Annotated in this window: 14 protein-coding genes; 6 read left to right on the top strand and 8 right to left on the bottom strand. The window is 64.8% G+C overall.

Annotation, left to right across the window (positions count from 1 at the left end; all coding sequences use genetic code 11):
* Positions 1-6: 6 nt before the first annotated feature.
* From FXB41_RS33565 to hpaR, 6 genes are all read right to left on the bottom strand, one after another.
* Complete coding sequence (locus tag FXB41_RS33565; protein ID WP_219684793.1) at positions 7-3,276, bottom strand: transglutaminase family protein; 3,270 nt, start codon at positions 3,274-3,276, stop codon at positions 7-9.
* A 286-nt stretch (positions 3,277-3,562) separates the two neighbouring features.
* Positions 3,563-4,867: a methyl-accepting chemotaxis protein gene (locus tag FXB41_RS33560; protein WP_219684792.1), complete on the bottom strand. Its 1,305-nt coding sequence runs from the start codon at positions 4,865-4,867 to the stop codon at positions 3,563-3,565.
* Positions 4,845-5,366: a PAS domain-containing protein gene (locus tag FXB41_RS33555; protein ID WP_219684791.1), complete on the bottom strand. Its 522-nt coding sequence runs from the start codon at positions 5,364-5,366 to the stop codon at positions 4,845-4,847. Before FXB41_RS33555 ends, FXB41_RS33560 begins: the two co-directional genes overlap by 23 nt.
* A gap of 186 nt (positions 5,367-5,552) precedes the next feature.
* On the bottom strand, positions 5,553-7,076 hold the full coding sequence (locus FXB41_RS33550; RefSeq protein ID WP_219684790.1) for a D-arabinonate dehydratase: 1,524 nt from the start codon (positions 7,074-7,076) through the stop codon (positions 5,553-5,555).
* Positions 7,077-7,246: 170 nt separating this feature from the next.
* The gene (locus tag FXB41_RS33545) at positions 7,247-8,023 is read right to left on the bottom strand and encodes an HpcH/HpaI aldolase family protein (RefSeq protein ID WP_007593655.1); all 777 of its coding nucleotides are present in this window, start codon (positions 8,021-8,023) and stop codon (positions 7,247-7,249) included.
* A gap of 240 nt (positions 8,024-8,263) precedes the next feature.
* Entirely contained in the window at positions 8,264-8,782 is a 519-nt protein-coding gene (gene hpaR, locus FXB41_RS33540; protein ID WP_219684789.1) for a homoprotocatechuate degradation operon regulator HpaR, read from the bottom strand.
* A 110-nt stretch (positions 8,783-8,892) separates the two neighbouring features.
* On the opposite strand from hpaR, the gene hpaH reads away from it, so the two are divergent.
* The 6 genes from hpaH to FXB41_RS33510 all read left to right on the top strand — a co-directional run bounded on the left by hpaH (position 8,893) and on the right by FXB41_RS33510 (position 15,296).
* Positions 8,893-9,699: a 2-oxo-hept-4-ene-1,7-dioate hydratase gene (gene hpaH / locus FXB41_RS33535; protein WP_219684788.1), complete on the top strand. Its 807-nt coding sequence runs from the start codon at positions 8,893-8,895 to the stop codon at positions 9,697-9,699.
* A gap of 31 nt (positions 9,700-9,730) precedes the next feature.
* Positions 9,731-10,129, top strand: coding sequence for a 5-carboxymethyl-2-hydroxymuconate Delta-isomerase (locus FXB41_RS33530; RefSeq protein ID WP_007593662.1), 399 nt, complete (start codon positions 9,731-9,733; stop codon positions 10,127-10,129).
* Positions 10,122-11,660, top strand: coding sequence for a 5-carboxymethyl-2-hydroxymuconate semialdehyde dehydrogenase (gene hpaE, locus FXB41_RS33525; RefSeq protein ID WP_219684787.1), 1,539 nt, complete (start codon positions 10,122-10,124; stop codon positions 11,658-11,660). Before FXB41_RS33530 ends, hpaE begins: the two co-directional genes overlap by 8 nt.
* 125 nt (positions 11,661-11,785) lie before the next feature.
* A complete protein-coding gene (hpaD, locus tag FXB41_RS33520) occupies positions 11,786-12,769 on the top strand; it encodes a 3,4-dihydroxyphenylacetate 2,3-dioxygenase (RefSeq protein WP_219684786.1) in 984 nt (327 codons plus the stop codon).
* A 3-nt stretch (positions 12,770-12,772) separates the two neighbouring features.
* The gene (locus tag FXB41_RS33515) at positions 12,773-13,642 is read left to right on the top strand and encodes a fumarylacetoacetate hydrolase family protein (protein ID WP_219684785.1); all 870 of its coding nucleotides are present in this window, start codon (positions 12,773-12,775) and stop codon (positions 13,640-13,642) included.
* Positions 13,643-13,667: 25 nt separating this feature from the next.
* Positions 13,668-15,296, top strand: coding sequence for a thiamine pyrophosphate-dependent enzyme (locus FXB41_RS33510; protein WP_219684784.1), 1,629 nt, complete (start codon positions 13,668-13,670; stop codon positions 15,294-15,296).
* Positions 15,297-15,423: 127 nt separating this feature from the next.
* Here FXB41_RS33510 and alkB read toward each other — a convergent pair whose 3' ends face one another.
* The gene (gene alkB, locus FXB41_RS33505) at positions 15,424-16,077 is read right to left on the bottom strand and encodes a DNA oxidative demethylase AlkB (protein WP_219684818.1); all 654 of its coding nucleotides are present in this window, start codon (positions 16,075-16,077) and stop codon (positions 15,424-15,426) included.
* 9 nt (positions 16,078-16,086) lie between these two features.
* Positions 16,087-16,833 (bottom strand): 2OG-Fe(II) oxygenase, encoded by a 747-nt coding sequence (locus FXB41_RS33500; protein WP_007593670.1) that lies wholly within the window; start codon positions 16,831-16,833, stop codon positions 16,087-16,089.
* Positions 16,834-16,951 lie beyond the last annotated feature (118 nt).

Below are 16,951 nucleotides of genomic sequence, written 5' to 3'. Positions count from 1 at the left end.
TCATACTCATTGCAGGAGCGGGGACCGCAAGTCGAGGGTCAGCGGAAACTCATTTGTGCGTTCCTCGGGCGGCGGCTGCATCGGGCCCGGCGTATGGCCGTGGTCCTGGAAGCGCGCCAGCCGCCGCGCCTCGGCCTCGTAGGTGTTGACCGGCTTGGTGTCGTAGCTGCGGCCGCCGGGATGGGCGACGTGATAGACGCAGCCGCCGAGCGAGCGGCCGTTCCAGGTGTCAATGAGGTCGAACGTCAGTGGCGCGTGAACGGGAATGGTCGGGTGCAGGCCTGAGGCCGGCTGCCAGGCCTTGAAGCGGACGCCGGCCACGGCTTCGCCGGAGCGGCCGGTGGCGGTCATCGGCAGGCGACGGCCGTTGCAGGTGACGATATGGCGGCCCTCGACGAAGCCTTCCGCCTTGACCTGAAGCCGCTCGACCGATGAGTCGACATAGCGCACGGTGCCGCCGGCCGAGCCCTCCTCGCCGAGCACGTGCCAGGGCTCCAGCGCCTGCCGCAGCTCCAGCGTCACGCCGCCATGATGGATGCGGCCGAAGGCGGGGAAGCGGAATTCGAGCTGGGCCAGATACCATTCGGGCTCGAACGGATAGCCGGACTGCTTCAACTCGGTCAGCACTTCGAGGAAATCTTCCCAGATGAAGTGCGGCAGCATGAAGCGGTCGTGCAGCGCGGTGCCCCAGCGCACGAACTTGCCTTGTTGCGGCTCGCGCCAGAATTTTGCGATCAGCGCGCGGATCAGCAGCTGCTGCGCCAGCGACATGCGCGGATCCGGCGGCATTTCGAGCGCGCGGAATTCGACCAGGCCGAGGCGGCCGGTCGTGCCGTCCGGTGAATAGAGCTTGTCGATGCAGATCTCGGCGCGATGGGTGTTGCCGGTGATGTCGACAAGGAGATGCCGGAACAAGCGATCCACCAGCCACAGCGGCGCCTGAGTGCCCGGCGGCGGCACGTGCGTGAGCGCCACCTCGAGCTCGTAAATGCTGTCGTGGCGGGCTTCGTCGATGCGCGGTGCCTGGCTGGTCGGGCCGATGAACAGGCCGGAGAAGAAATAGGACAGCGACGGATGACGCTGCCAGTGCAGCACCAGGCTCTTCAACAGATCAGGCCGGCGCAGGAACGGCGAGTCCTGCGGGCTCGAGCCGCCGACCACGACGTGATTGCCGCCGCCGGTGCCGGTGTGGCGGCCGTCGACCAGGAAGCGATTGGCGCCGAGGCGCGTCTTGCCGGCATCTTCATAGAGCCCGGCGGTGATGTCGACCGCCTCGCGCCAGTTTTTTGCCGGCTGGACGTTGACCTCGATCACGCCGGGATCGGGCGTCACCTTGATGACGTCGACGCGCGGATCGAATGGCGGCGGATAACCCTCGACGTGGACCTGGAGCTGCATCTCCTCGGCCGTGGCTTCGAGCGCCGCGATCATCTCGAGATAATCCTCGATCTGCTCGACCGGCGGCATGAAGGCACAGAGCACGCCATCGCGAACCTCGACCGACATCGCGGTGCGGACCGGGACGGAGGTGTTGAGCTCTTCCGGCTCAAGCCGCTCCGGCGAGTCGGGACGCGCCGGAAGGCTGAACACCGGCAGCTTGCCGCGGGCCTCCATCGGGTCCCGCTCGACGATGTAGGGATATTGATCGGGCGGGACATAGCCGAGCGAGTCCAGCGGCAGGCGCAGGCCGAGCGGCGAATCGCCCGGCATCAGGAACAGATGACTGCGCCGGAGCTGCCAGCGCTCGCTGCGCCAGCGTGGTGCCGCGTTCCAGCGCTGCACCGGCAGCACGAAGCCGCGAGGATTGTTGAGCCCCTGCTCGAACACCCGCGCCATCCGCGCGCGGGCCTCCGGATCGGACAATTTGGAATCGGAGGGATCGACGTTGACGGGAAGCTCGGATTCCTTCTGCAGCCAGTACGCGGTGTCCTCATAGGCCGGCATGATGTAACCGGGATCGAGGCCAAGCCGTAACGCCGCGCCTTCCACGAACGCCTGGACGTCCTTGGCCTGTGCCGGCCGCGGATTTTCAATGCTGGCAATGAGGTCGGCATTCTTCCAGATCGGCACGCCGTCCTTGCGCCAGTACAGGCCGAACGCCCAACGCGGCAGGCTTTCGCCGGGATACCATTTGCCCTGCCCGAAGTGCAGCAGGCCCCCGGGTCCGAAACGCGCGCGCAGGCGGCGGATCAGATCGTCGGCGAGCCCGCGCTTGGTCGGACCGACGGCATCCGTGTTCCACTCGGCGCCTTCGAGATCATCGACGGAGACGAAGGTCGGCTCGCCGCCCATGGTCAGACGCACGTCCTGCGCCGCAAGATCGCCGTCGACCTGCTCGCCGAGATCGTTGAGCCGTATCCAGGATTCGTCCGAGAACGGTTTTGTGATGCGCGGCGCCTCGCGAATGCGCTTGACGCTCATGTCGAAGGCGAATTCGACCTCGGCAAAGCCGGCCCCGCCGGAGATCGGCGCGGCCGAGCGGTAGTGCGGCGTCGCCGCGACCGGGATGTGGCCCTCGCCCGCGAGCATGCCCGAGGTCGCGTCGAAGCCGATCCAGCCGGCGCCCGGCAGGTAGACCTCGGCCCAGGCGTGGAGATCGGTGAAATCGTTCTCGACCTCCGGCGGCCCCTCGATCGGATCGATGTCGGGACGGACCTGGATCAGATAGCCGGAGACGAAACGGGCGGCGAGACCGAGATGACGGAAGGTCTGGATCAGAAGCCAGGCGGAGTCACGGCATGAGCCGGCCGCGGAGGAGAGCGTCTCCTCCGGCGTCTGCACGCCCGCCTCCATCCGGATGACGTAGCCGATCTTTTTCTGCAGCTCCCTGTTCAGGTCGACCAGGAAGTTGACGGTGTTCGGGGCTTCGGGCGGGATCGTGTCGAGATATTTCGCGAACAGCCGATCGGGCTTGACGGTCTCGAGATAAGGCGCGAGTTCGGTCTTGAGATCTTGCGTATATTCGAACGGAAAGCTGTCGGCATAGGGCTCGACGAAGAAGTCGAACGGGTTGACCGTGGTCATCTGCGCCGTGAAATCGACCTCGATCTTGAGCTCGGTCGTCTTCTCCGGGAAGACATAACGCGCGATCCAATTGCCCAGCGGATCCTGCTGCCAGTTCACGAAATGATTGGCCGGCGTGACCTTGAGCGAATAACTCAGGATCGGCGTGCGCGTATGCGGCGCCGGCCGCAGACGGATGATCTGCGGGCCGAGATCGATCGGGCGGTCGTATTTGTAGTGCGTGACGTGGTGTAATGCGACGTAGATCGACACGGGGTGCGGTACTCCAGCAGCTTTTTTGAGCAGAACACCGCTGGTGACCTCGATCAAGCACTAACAACGGGCAAAGGGTGCCTACGCAAGGTGCGGGCGGTCGCTTTCTTCCTTCTCCCCTTGTGGGAGAAGGTGGCGCGAAGCGCCGGATGAGGGGTACGTCTCCGCGAATTCCGGCGTGAGAGGTGCGCGCGGAGAGAGACCCCTCGCCCGTCTCGCTGCTGAGCGGCGAGCCACCCTCTCCCACAAGGGAGAGGGTTAGCAGAGTGCATCTGCATCGAAGGCCCTACGCCGCTGACGTCAGCCGTTGCAGGAATTGCGTCACCTCGCGCCGGAGCGTCTCGACCTCGCCATGGACGCGTTCGGAGGCGCTGTTGACGCGGCTCGCCACACGGCCCGTGTCGGCGGCGGCTTCGCTGATGCCGGTGACGTTGGAGGACATTTGCGAGGTACCGGCCGAGGCTTCCTGGACGTTGCGGGCGATCTCACGGGTGGCGAGACCCTGCTGCTCGATCGAGGTCGCGATCGAGGCGGTGATGCCGTTGATCTCGGTGATGGTCTGCGCGATCGCCTCGACGGCGGCGACCGAATTGGTGGTCGATTGCTGCATCTCGCCGACCTTGGCGCTGATCTCCTCGGTCGCCTTCGCGGTCTGGTTGGCGAGGCTCTTGACCTCGGATGCGACCACGGCGAAGCCGCGGCCGGCCTCGCCTGCCCGCGCGGCCTCGATGGTGGCGTTGAGCGCCAAGAGATTGGTCTGCTCGGCGATCTCGCTGATCAGCTTGACCACGTCGCCAATCCGCATCGCTGCATCCGCAAGCATGCGAATCTCGCTGCCGGCACGATTGGCTTCGTTCACCGCCCGCCCCGTGCTCGTGGTCGAACCGGCCACCTGCCGGCTGATCTCGGCGATCGATGATGCGAGCTGCTCTGCGGCGCTGGCGACGGTGGCGACGTTGCGCGAGGCCTGGTCGGACGCACTGAGCACGCCGGACGTCTGTCGGCTGGTCTTCTCGGCCGCCGCCGCCATCTGGCCGGCGTCGGATTCGAGATCGGTTGCCGCGCCCATCAGAGTGCCGGCGACCTGGTCGAGATGGGTGCCGAACTGCTTTGCGAGGTCCGCGATCTCGACCACGCGACGGCCGAGGCTGTCGGTGCCGGAATTGATGACGGTGGCTGAACGGCGAAACGAGCCGGGTAATCCGCGCGCGAGGATCTTGCGGAAATATTTACCGCGGCTTGCATAGTCCATCGACGCCGAAGCTTCCCGCAAATAGGCATCGGTGATGTCGAGCATGTCGTTGACCGACTTCTGAATGGCGCCGATCCGTCCGGCCTGGCGGATGCTGAGGATGCGCGCCTCGAGGTCGCCACCTGCGGCCTTGCGGCACACGTCTGCCACCTCGTCGACGGCCACCGCCGTGCGGTGCTGGCACCAGACGGCATAGACGAGCAGCACGACCGTAACGCCAAGCAACGCCGCGCCGGAAACTCCGGTCGTACCGGCGAGCGAGAGCACGAACGCGACGACGGCAAGAACGGATGCGAGGGCGGTCGCTCCCTGCGCCTTAGAGAGAGAGCACAAATTCATCGTAACCGACACCCTGTTGCTTGAGCAGCCCGACCATCGCCTCGAAGCTCGCATGCATGCCGTCCTTGGCATTGGCATGCCGCGCCTCTTCCGCGCACAGCGTCTTGTAGATCGGCTTGATACGCTCGATCTGCGCAGGATCGGGCCTGCGACGGTTGGAGTGATAGCCGACGATATTGCCACGCTCGTCGAATGTCGGCGTGACGTGGGCGAACACCCAGTAATGGCTGCCGTCCTTGGCGAGGTTGACGACGTAGGCGAAGATCTCCTGCCTGGACTGAAGCGTTTCCCACAGCAGCTTGAAGACGGAGCGTGGCATCTCAGGGTGGCGGATCAGGCTGTGGGGGGCGCCCATCAGCTCCTTCCAGGAATACTTCGCCATCCGGATGAAGACATCGTTGGCGTAGGTGATGCGGCCCTTGAGATCGGTCTTCGACACGATCAGCTCCTCCTCACCGAGGAGATTTTCCACGCCGGTCGGCCGTATCGCACGCGTCATCGTTGACGAATCCTCACGAAGGGCGAACGCTCCAAACGAGTGGAGCTCGCATCCTCCCAGGGATTACGGCAGAAGATGTTAATCAGGTGTGACCGCGGGACCCCCCGTGATCACTTGACGGCTCCGTATCATTACTTAGGAGCATCGCTTGTAGTGTCGGGCTACCGCCGGCGCGCAACAACGAGGTTACATCGTCGCGCCCAGCACCCATGGCGCGAACTCGGCGCCGCCGAAATCAAAACTCTCGCTCTTGGTCGGCTGTCCGGACGCGGTCTTGAGGATGAGATCGAAAATGCGCTGGCCGCACTGCTGGACGCTCTCCTCGCCTTCGAGGATGGTGCCGCAATTGACGTCCATGTCCTCTTCCATGCGCTTGTACATGGGCGTGTTGGTAGCGAGCTTGATCGAGGGCGCCGGCTTGCAGCCGAACACGCTGCCGCGGCCCGTGGTGAAGCAGACCAGATTGGCGCCGCCGGCGACCTGCCCGGTCGCGGCAACGGGATCGTAGCCGGGCGTGTCCATGAACACGAACCCCTTCTTGGTGATGGGTTCGGCGTAGCGCAGCACTTCGACGAGATTGGTGGTGCCGGCCTTCGCCATCGCGCCGAGCGACTTCTCCAAAATGGTGGTGAGACCGCCGGCCTTGTTGCCCGGGCTTGGATTGGCGTTCATCTCGGCGCCTTCGCGCGTCGTGTATTCGTCCCACCAGCGCATGAGATCGACCAGCTTCTCGCCGACCTCGCGGCTGACGGCGCGGCGCGTCAGCAGATGCTCGGCACCATAGGTCTCCGGCGTCTCCGACAGGATCACGGTGCCGCCGTGACGCACGATGAGATCGCTGGCCGCGCCCAGCGCCGGATTGGCGGAGACACCGGAATAGCCATCCGATCCGCCGCATTGCAGCGCCACGGTCAATTCGCTCACCGGTACGGATTCGCGCTTGACCTTGTTGGACTCCGCGAGCGCCTCGCGCACGAACGCGATGCCCGCCTCCACCGTCTTGCGGGTGCCGCCGACCTCCTGGATGTCCATCGCGCGCAGACGGCCGGCGAGCTTCTGCTCTTCCATCAGGCCGCCGATCTGGTTCACCTCGCAGCCGAGGCCGAGCACGATGACGTGGGAGAAGTTCACGTGCCGCGCATAGCCGCCGAGCGTACGGCGGAGCAGCGCTAGCGGCTCGTTCTGCGTCATGCCGCAGCCGGTCTTGTGGGTCAGCGCGACCACGCCGTCGACATTCGGGAAGTCGGCCAGCGGATTGTCGCCGGTGAACGGATTTTTCTTGAACACGTCGGCGACGAGGCTTGCGACATGCGCGCTGCAATTCACCGATGTGAGGATGCCGATATAGTTGCGCGTGGCGACGCGGCCGTCCGGACGGCGGATGCCTTCGAAGCTCGCCGGCAGATCGAAATTCGGCGTCGGCTTGACGTCGGCGCAATAGGCATAGTCCTTGGCAAAATCGCCCATGCCGCAATTCTGCACGTGCACGTGCTGGCCCGGCGCGATCGGCACCGTCGCAAACCCGATGATCTGGCCATACCGTATCACCGGCTCGCCGACTGCGATCGGCTTGATCGCGACCTTGTGGCCGGAAGGAATGCGCTCGACCGTGGTCACGCCGTCGGCCACCGATGTTCCCAGCGGCAGGCTTGCGCGCGCGATCAGCACGCCATCATCGGGATGCAGGCGAATGACGGGGCTGATGGTCATGGGATGTCTCCTGTATCGAAACTATCATGCCCCGGACGCAGCGCAGCGTGAAACGGTGCGCTGCTGAGCCGGGGCCCCAGTTGTTTACGTAATGTGCTTCACTGGCTCCTGGGTCCCGGCTCTGCGGAGCGGCGCTACGCGCCGCACCGCGTCCGGGACACAGAGAGAGATCAGGCCTTGCCGCCGGAATCCTTCCGGGTGGCGTTGACCTGCATCTTGGCGTAGGTCGTCATCAGACCGACCTCGTTCGACAGCGTCACCAGCTTGAAGCCCATGTTGATGGCGCGCGCGGCACCTTCGGCGCCGCTGCAATGGATGCCGGGGTTGAGGCCGCGCTTGCCGCACTCCTTGACGATCTTCTCGTAGATCGCGAGGATTTCGGGCTCGGTGCGATCGAGCTTCGGTTCGAGGCCGTAGGAGAAGCCGAGGTCGGACGGGCCGATATAGACGCCGTCGATGCCTTCGACGTCGAAGATCGCTTCCATGTTCTCGACCGCGGTCCTGGTCTCCATCATCGGCAGCAGCACGATGTCGTCGTTCGCCGTCTTCTGGTAGGAGCCCGCGGTGCCGTACATGCCGGCGCGGATCGGACCGTTGGAGCGCACGCCCTTCGGCGGGTACTTGGAATAGGAGACGAGGTTCCTGGCTTCCTGCGGCGTGTTGACCATCGGGCAGATCACGCCGTAGGCGCCGCCATCGAGCACCTTGCCGATGATGCCGGGCTCGTTCCAGGGCACTCGGACCATCGGCGTGATCGGATGCTTGTCCATCGCCTGGAAGCACTGCACCATCGACAGATAATCCTGCACGCCGTGCTGCATGTCGACGGTGACGCTGTCGAAGCCGCATTGCGCGATCATCTCGGCCGAGAAGCCGGACGGAATCGCGAGCCACGCGTTGACCACGGCCTTGCCCGACTTCCAGATTTCCTTGACCTTGTTCGCCACGTTGCCTTCCTTCTTTGTTTTGGACTTTCGTCACCATGACGAGCGCCGCGACAGCACGATGCCGTTAATAGCGCGATCCCGACCGCCGCGCTACGCTCGCGATGACGCAAGGTGTCACTGGCAAAGGCGGCGCAATCCGTTCCGGCGCGCCGATTTTGCAGCGATCGGCTTGAGCGGCACTTGAGCGAAAAAATGCGGCGATGTCCATGATTGTTGCCGCGCGCTTGCGCATATCTGCTTTCACTCCTCGGCACTTGCCTCTTCGCTTGCGCCGAGCCCTGCGAGACTCAGTTCGAGTTCGCCGAGCATCTCCTGCAACTCGACGAGCTTGCTTGCGCCGAAGCGTCGCGTGATCTCCGCATAGATCGCTTCGGAGGACGGCGCCACCGAGGCCATCAGCTTCACGCCTTTTTCCGAGATCGAAACCATGCTGCGGCGCTGGTCCGCCTTCGGAGTCTTGCGCTCGATCAGGCTGCGCGCCTCCAGATCGCGCAGGATGCGCGACAGGCTCGGTCCGAGCAGGAACGCCGTGCGCGCGAGTTCCGTGACCTCGACCGTGTCGAGTGCCGCGAGCGCGCGCAGAATGCGCCATTGCTGCTCGGTCAGGCCATGCTCACGCAACGAGGGACGGAATTGCCGCATCACCGCTTCGCGTGCCCGCAGCAACGACATCGGCAGCGAGCGCGAGAAGTCGCGCATCGGCACCTGCCGCACGGCGGGCTCGCTTCCGTTCGCGGGATCAGCCGGTCTCTTCGTCATGACGCCCTTTCAAGCCGCGAAACGTTTGCAGTGCAGCAAGCCAAATTGTGTTTGACGCATTCACTTAACATGTTAAGTATCTTCCGGCACTACGATCTGTAAGATTACACATGGCGCTTTCAAACGACGATATCCGAGCTTGCGCGAACCGTCTGCACCAGGCGGAGAAGACCCGTACGCAGATCCGGCAGCTCTCGCAGGACTTCCCCGACATCAGCATCGCTGACGCCTACGCGATTCAGAAGGCTTGGGTCGATATCAAGATCGCCGAGAGGCGCATCGTCAGGGGACACAAGATCGGCCTGACCTCGAAGGCGATGCAGAGCGCGCTTGGGATCAACGAGCCGGATTCCGGCGTGTTGCTCGACGACATGTTCTTTGCCGATGGTGGCCTCGTCCCGACGGAGCGCTTCATCGCGACGCGCGTGGAAGCCGAGCTCGCCTTCGTCATGAGCAAGCGCCTCGCGGGCCCCGACTGCACGCTATTTGACGTGCTCAACGCCACCGACTTCGTGGTGCCGGCGCTGGAGATTCTGGACACGCGGATCGAGCGCGTCGATCCTCAGACCAAGGCGACGCGAAAGATCTTCGACACCATCGCCGACAACGCGGCGAACGCCGGCATCGTGCTCGGCGGACGGCCGATCCGCCCGCTGGATGCTGATCTGCGCTGGATCGGCGCGCTCTGTTTCAAGAATGGTCAGCTCGAAGAGACTGGCCTTGCCGCCGGCGTGCTCAATCATCCCGCAACGGCCGTTGCCTGGCTCGCCAACAAGATCGCACCGCTCGGCCTTGCGCTCGAGCCCGGACAAATCGTGCTCGCGGGCTCCTTCATCCGTCCGATCGAGACCCGCAAGGGCGACACAATTCAGGCCGATTATGGCGCCTACGGCTCGGTGAGCTGCTACTTCGCCTGACGAACAAGTAAAGACAGGGAGTGAAACCGCGATGCCGCATTTCACGATCGAATATTCGGCCAATCTCGACGACCGCCTCGACATCGGCGCGGCGTGCGAGGTGGTGCGCAAGGCGGCGGTCGAGACCGGCATCTTCCCGCTCGGGGGCATCCGCGTCCGCGCCGTCAGATGCGAGCATTATGCGATTGCGGACGCGCGGCAGGACTACGGCTTTCTCGACATGGTGCTGCGCATCGGCGAAGGCCGTGACCTCAAGACCCGCAAGGAGGCCGGCGAACAAATCTTCCAGGCGCTCTCCCGCCATCTCGATTCCGTCTTCGCAAGCTCGAAATTCGCGCTCTCGTTCGACATGCAGATCAACGACAAGGACACGAGCTGGAAGCGCAACAACATCCACGACGCCCTGAAAGCGGAGGCCGCCCATGGATAAGACCACGCCGAAAGCCGATGTATTCCAGGCCAACCGCGACCGGGTCGCGCCGCTGCTGAAGTCGCTGCGTGCCGACGGTATCGGCCACATGATCGACGGCAAGATCGTGCCGTCGATCTCGGGCGAGACCTTCGAGACGAAATCGCCGGTCGACGGCGCCACGCTCGCGAGCGTCGCCCGCGGCAATGCCGAGGACGTCGATCGCGCCGCCACCGCTGCCGCCCTCGCCTTCAAATCCTGGCGCGACATGGGCCCAGCGATGCGGAAGAAGCTGCTGCATCGCGTCGCCGACGCCATCGAGGACAATGCCGAGGACATCGCGGTGCTCGAATGCATCGACACCGGCCAGGCCTATCGCTTCATGGCCAAGGCTGCGATCCGCGCCGCCGAGAACTTCCGCTTCTTTGCCGATCGATGCGGCGAGGCGCGCGACGGCCAGAACACGCCGAGCGACGAGCATTGGAACGTCTCGACCCGCGTGCCGATTGGGCCGGTCGGCGTCATCACGCCGTGGAATACGCCGTTCATGCTCTCGACCTGGAAGATCGCGCCTGCCCTCGCGGCGGGATGCACCGTCGTGCACAAGCCGGCGGAGTGGTCGCCGATCACGGCGGCTATTCTCGCGAAGCTCGTCAAGGAAGCCGGCGTGCCCGACGGCGTGCTCAACACCGTCCACGGTTTTGGCGAAGAGGCCGGCAAGGCGCTGACCGAGCATCCTGCCATCAAGGCGATCGGCTTCGTCGGCGAAAGCTCGACGGGATCCGCGATCATGATTCAGGGCGCGCCGACCTTGAAGCGCGTGCATTTCGAGCTCGGCGGCAAGAACCCCGTGATCGTGTTCGACGACGCCGACCTCGACCGCGCGCTCGATGCCGTCGTGTTCATGATCTACTCGCTCAACGGCGAGCGCTGCACGTCGTCGAGCCGCCTGCTGATCCAGGCCGGCATCGCCGAAAAGTTCATCGAGAAGCTGACCGCGCGGGTAAGAGCCCTGAAGGTCGGCCATCCCCTCGATCCCGCCACCGAGATCGGCCCGCTGATTCATGAGCGGCATCTGGCGAAGGTCTGCTCCTATTTCGACGTCGCACGCCAGGACGGCGCGACGATTGCCGTGGGCGGCAAGGCCTATGACGGCCCGGGCGGCGGACATTATGTCGAGCCGACTTTGGTGACCGGCGCACACGGCAAGATGCGCGTGGCGCAGGAAGAGGTGTTCGGCCCCTTCCTCACCGTGCTGCCCTTCAAGGACGAAGCAGACGCGATCGAGATCGCCAACGACATTCGCTACGGCCTGACCGGCTATGTCTGGACCAACGATGTCGGCCGCGCGTTGCGTGTCGCGGATGCGCTGGAGGCCGGCATGATCTGGCTGAACTCGGAAAACGTCCGCCATTTGCCGACGCCGTTCGGCGGCATGAAGGCTTCAGGCATCGGCCGCGACGGCGGCGACTATTCGTTCGACTTCTACATGGAAACCAAGCACGTCTCGCTGGCGCGGGGCACGCATAAGATTCAGAAGCTGGGAATTTAACTGCCATTCCGGGGCGGCTCGAAGAGCCGAACCCGGAATCCATCGCGCAGCAGAGTTAGTGGAAGAATGGATTCCGGGCTCGCGCTCCGCGCCCCGGAATGACAAGGGCCGAGAGGGGAAACGCAATGCCCGTACCGCAACATATCTTCGAGCCGCCGTTCAACATCATCCGCTCCAGCCACGCCGTGCTGGACGTGACCGATCTGAAGCTCAGCCGCGAGTTCTATGAAAGCGTTGTCGGCCTGCATGTCGAGGACGCCGACGACAGGGTCGTCTATTTGCGCGCCGCTGAGGAACATCAGCATCACTCACTGGTGTTGCGCAAGGCGGCGGCGCCTGCCTGCAACCGGCTCGGTTTCAAGGTCGGCAATGACGGGGATCTGGACAAGGCCGCAAAGTTCCTGTCCGAGAACGGCCTGGGCTACGCCTTCGCCGATCAGCCCTTCCAGGGCCGGACGCTGCAGTTCACCGATCCCTTCGGCTTCCAGATCGAGCTGTATGCATCGATGGAGCGGCGGCCGCATCTGCTGCGCCGCTACGACCTCTACAGGGGCTGCCATCCGCAGCGGCTCGACCATTTCAACGTTTTCGCCGCCGAAGTGCAGGACACCGTTGAATTCTATGCCCGGCTCGGCTTTCGCCTCACCGAATACGCCGAGGAGGACGGACCGAACGGGCGCATCGCCGCGGCCTGGATGCATCGCAAGGGCAATGTCCACGATTTTGCGATCACCAACGGCAAGGGCCCGCGGCTGCACCACTTCGCGTACTGGACGCCGACGGCGATGAACATCATCCATCTCTGCGACGTCATGGCCTCGCAGGGCTTCGTGAAGAACATCGAGCGTGGTCCCGGCCGCCATGGCATCTCGAATGCGTTCTTCCTCTACGTCCGTGATCCCGATGGGCACCGTCTGGAGCTCTACACCAGCGATTACTTCACCGGCGATCACGACCACGAGCCGCTGCGCTGGTCGCTGCGCGATCCGCGCCGCCAGACGTTGTGGGGTGCGCCCGCCCCGCGCTCCTGGTTCGAGCAGGGCTCGCCGTTCTCCGGGCAAGCCCTGCGTGAGCCGAAGTTCGTGGCCGACGTGCTGGTGGCGGATTAAGCAATGACCCTCCCTCACCTCTCCACCTATTCCGTCAAGGGTGCAATCCGCTACGGCGCCGTCGTCGACGGCGGCATCGTCGATCTCTCGGCGCGCCACGGCAAAGACTATCCCACGCTGCGCGAGGTGATCGCCGCAGGAAAGCTCGCGAGCCTCGCCGAGGAGGCCGCCAGCCGCACCCCCGATCACGCGCTCGGTGACATCATCTGGCTGCCGCCGGTGCCCGCGCCGGAAAAGATCATCTGCATCGGCGTCAACTATCCCGATCGCAATGCCGAGTACAAGGACGGCCAGGACGCGCCGAAATATCCGAGCATGTTCATGCGCTCGCCGCGCTCCTTCGTCGGCCATGACACGCCGCTGGTGCGCCCGCGCGCCTCAGCGCAGCTCGACTATGAGGGCGAGATCGTGCTGGTGATCGGCAAGGCGGGCCGGCACATTGCTGAAAGTTCTGCGCTCGACTACATCGCCGCACTGACGCTCTGCAACGAAGGCTCGGTGCGCGACTGGCTGCGCCATGCCAAGTTCAATGTCACGCAGGGCAAGAACTTCGATTCCAGCGGCAGCCTCGGCCCGTGGCTGGTGCCCTACACGCAGGAATCGCAGATCGCCGACATCCGCCTCACCACGCATGTCAACGGCGAGCTGCGGCAGGACGACCGCACCAGCAGGCTGATGTTTCCGTTCCGCTATCTCATCAGCTATATCTCGACCTTCGCAACGCTCGTTCCCGGCGACATCATCGTCACGGGCACGCCGACCGGCGCCGGCGCACGGTTCGATCCGCCGCGTTATCTAAAGCCCGGCGATGTCGTCGAGGTCGAAGCCGAGGGCATTGGAAAATTACGCAACGGCGTCGTCGACGAAGCCTGAACAATGATTGAAATGGAATAGTGCCATGACCACCCTCACCGGCGGCGAAGCGATCGTAAGCGGCCTTGTCGCCCACGGCGTCGACACCGTGTTCGGACTGCCCGGCGCGCAGGTCTACGGCCTGTTCGACGCCTTCCACCAGGCGCAGCTCAAGGTGATTGGCGCGCGGCACGAGCAGGCCTGCGGCTACATGGCATTCGGCTATGCCCGCTCCAGCGGCAGGCCCGGCGTGTTCAGCGTGGTGCCGGGTCCCGGCGTGCTCAACGCCAGCGCCGCGCTGCTCACCGCCTTCGGCTGCAACGAGCCGGTGCTATGCGTCACCGGCCAGGTGCCGACGCAATTTCTCGGCAAGGGCCGCGGCCATCTGCACGAGATGCCGGACCAGCTCGCGACCTTGCGCACCTATGTGAAATGGGCGGACCGCATCGAATATCCCGGCAACGCGCCAACCACGGTTGCGCGCGCCTTCCAGGAGATGACGTCCGGACGGCGCGGCCCCGCCTCGGTCGAGATGCCCTGGGACGTCTTCACCCAGCGCGCGGACACGGCCGCCGCACAGGTGCTGGATCCCTTGCCCGCGCCGCGGCCCGATCCTGATATGATCAAGCAGGCGGCCGCGCTGATCAGGAACAGCAAGGCGCCGATGATCTTCGTCGGCAGCGGCGCGATCGAAGCGCGCGAGGAGATTCTCGAACTCGCCGAGATGATCGACGCGCCCGTCGTCGCCTTCCGCAGCGGCCGCGGCATCGTCTCCAATGCGCATGAGCTCGGACTGACCATGGCGGCGGCCTACAAGCTGTGGCCGACAACAGATTTGATGATCGCCATCGGCACGCGCGCCGAACTGCCGGCATCGGGCTTCCGCTGGCCGTATCAGCCGAAGGGGCTGAAATCCATTCGGGTCGATATCGATCCGGCAGAGATGCGGCGGCTCGCCTCCGATGTCGCTATCGTCGCCGACGCCAAAGCCGGCACGGACGACCTCGTCGCGGCCGTGAAGAAGGCCGGCTATGCCAGGACGAGCGGCCGGCGGGGACAAATCCGCGAGGCCACTGCGACGGCGCAAGCCGAGATCCAGCGCATCCAGCCGCAGATGGCATATCTCAACATCCTGCGCGAGGTGCTGCCGGCGAACGCGATCGTGACTGATGAATTGTCGCAGTTCGGTTTCGCCTCCTGGTACGGTTTTCCGATCTACGAGCCGCGCACCTTCATCACGTCAGGCTATCAGGGCACGCTCGGCTCGGGCTTCCCGACCGCGCTCGGCGCCAAGATCGCCAATCCCGACAAGCCGGTGGTGGCGATCACCGGCGACGGCGGCTTCATGTTCGGCGTGCAGGAGCTTGCCACCGCCGTGCAGTTCGACATCGGCGTGGTGACGCTGGTGTTCAACAACAACGCCTACGGCAATGTCCGCCGCGACCAGCGCGAACGTTTTGACGGCCGCGTGGTGGCGTCCGATCTGGTCAACCCGGATTTCGTCAAGCTCGCGGAGTCCTTTGGCGTCGCGGCTGCACGCGTCACCGCGCCGGACCAGTTCAAGGCGGCGATGGAGACGGCGCTGGCCCATGGCGGGCCGTATCTGATCTCGGTGGAAGTAACGCGGGATTCGGAAGTCAGCCCGTGGGCGTTCATTCACCCGCCGAAGCCGTGATGACGATCCTCATGGTGAGGAGGCGCGTGAGCGCCGTCTCGAACCATGAAGGCCCCGCTGCTGCAGCTCGGCCTTCATCCTTCGAGACGCGCGCCAACAGGCGCGCTCCTCAGGATGAGGAGATCGACTAGCGCGTCCTGCGAAAGGTCAAATTGACCCGCGTCCGCCCGAGCAGCGCATGCTCGCCATCGGCGAGCGGCGCTACGCCGTGATAGGCAAGCCGTGACGGTCCGCCCCAGACCACGACATCGCCATGGACGAGCCGGAAGCGGCGCGGCTTGTCGCTCCGCTCCATGCCGCCGAACAGGAAGGTCGCAGGCAGGCCGAGCGAGACCGAGACGATCGGCGCCGAATAATCCAGTTCGTCCTTGTCCTGATGCAATGACAGCCGCGTGCCGGGCTCGTAGCGGTTGACGAGGCACGCGTCGGGCGCAAAGCCCTCGAAGCCGCCCTGCTCCGCTGCGCGGCAGGCGAGATCGCGGAGCACGGGTGGCATCGCCGGCCATGGCGCCCCGGTCCGCGGGTCGATCGGATCATAGCGGTAACCGGTATGATCGGTGATCCAGCCGCGCTCGCCGCAATTGGTCATGGCGACCGACATCAAATGACCGCCGGGCGTGGTCATGCGCCGGAACGGCGACTGCGCCACGATGGCGCGCACCGCTTCGATCAGTTCGCTTTCGATCGGCTTGACGAAGCCGCGCAACAGCACGGCGCCGTCTGCGATCTCCTCGCGCGACGGCTGGGCTTCGGCGACGCTATCGAACAAATCCGCCATCAGCGGCAGCGCTTATTTGGCATCGTGAAAGATCACACCCAGCGTGTGGCGCTGGCCAGAGCGAATCCGGCTGACGCCATGGCGGAGATTAACGCGGTAGGTGCCGCGTGTCCCCTGCACCGGGCGATGATGCACAGCGAAGGCCACGGCGTCGCCCTGCGCGAGCGGAACCACCTCGGCGCGGGACTGCATACGCGGGCGCTGCTCGGTCAGCACGAACTCGCCGCCGGCAAAATCGCGGCCGGGCTCGGACAAGAGGATCGCGACCTGCAGCGGGAACACGTGCTCGCCATAGAGATCCTGATGCAGGCAGTTGAAATCGCCGGCTTCATATTGCAACAGCAGCGGCGTGGGCCGCGCCTGCCCTGCCTGGTGGCAGCGCTTCAGGAACGCCGCGTGTTCGGCGGGATAGCGGATGTCGATCCCCATCGCCTCGTTCCAGCGGTTGGCGACGCCCTGGAGATGCGCATAGAGGGCCGGGCGCAATTGCGCGATCAGGTCGGGCAGCGGGTAGGAGAAATATTTGTACTCGCCGCGGCCAAAGCCGTGGCGGCCCATGACGATGCGGCTGCGGAAGTTGGCGTCGTCGGGATAGAGCGCGGCGACGGCGCGGCATTGGTCCGGCGTGAGCAGGCCCTTCAGGACAGCGCAGCCGTGCGTGTCGAGTTCGGCGGTGATCTGGGGCCAGTCGAGGGTATCGACATGGGCGGCGGGGTCGGCTGCCGCAGATTGACGCGATTTGCGTGCTGTAGCTGTCATGGCTCTGATCTTCGCAGGACCGCCCCGTCCTCTACCACCCGATTTCCGACTCTCGCCCCCGTCATTGCGAGGAGCGCTTGCGACGAAGCAATCCAGAATTGATCTTCCCCCAAAAAAG

The organism is Bradyrhizobium canariense (assembly GCF_019402665.1).
Taxonomy (GTDB): domain Bacteria; phylum Pseudomonadota; class Alphaproteobacteria; order Rhizobiales; family Xanthobacteraceae; genus Bradyrhizobium; species Bradyrhizobium canariense.
The sequence above is the reverse complement of the archived record's forward strand: the minus strand, read 5'-3'. Positions and strand labels throughout refer to the sequence as shown.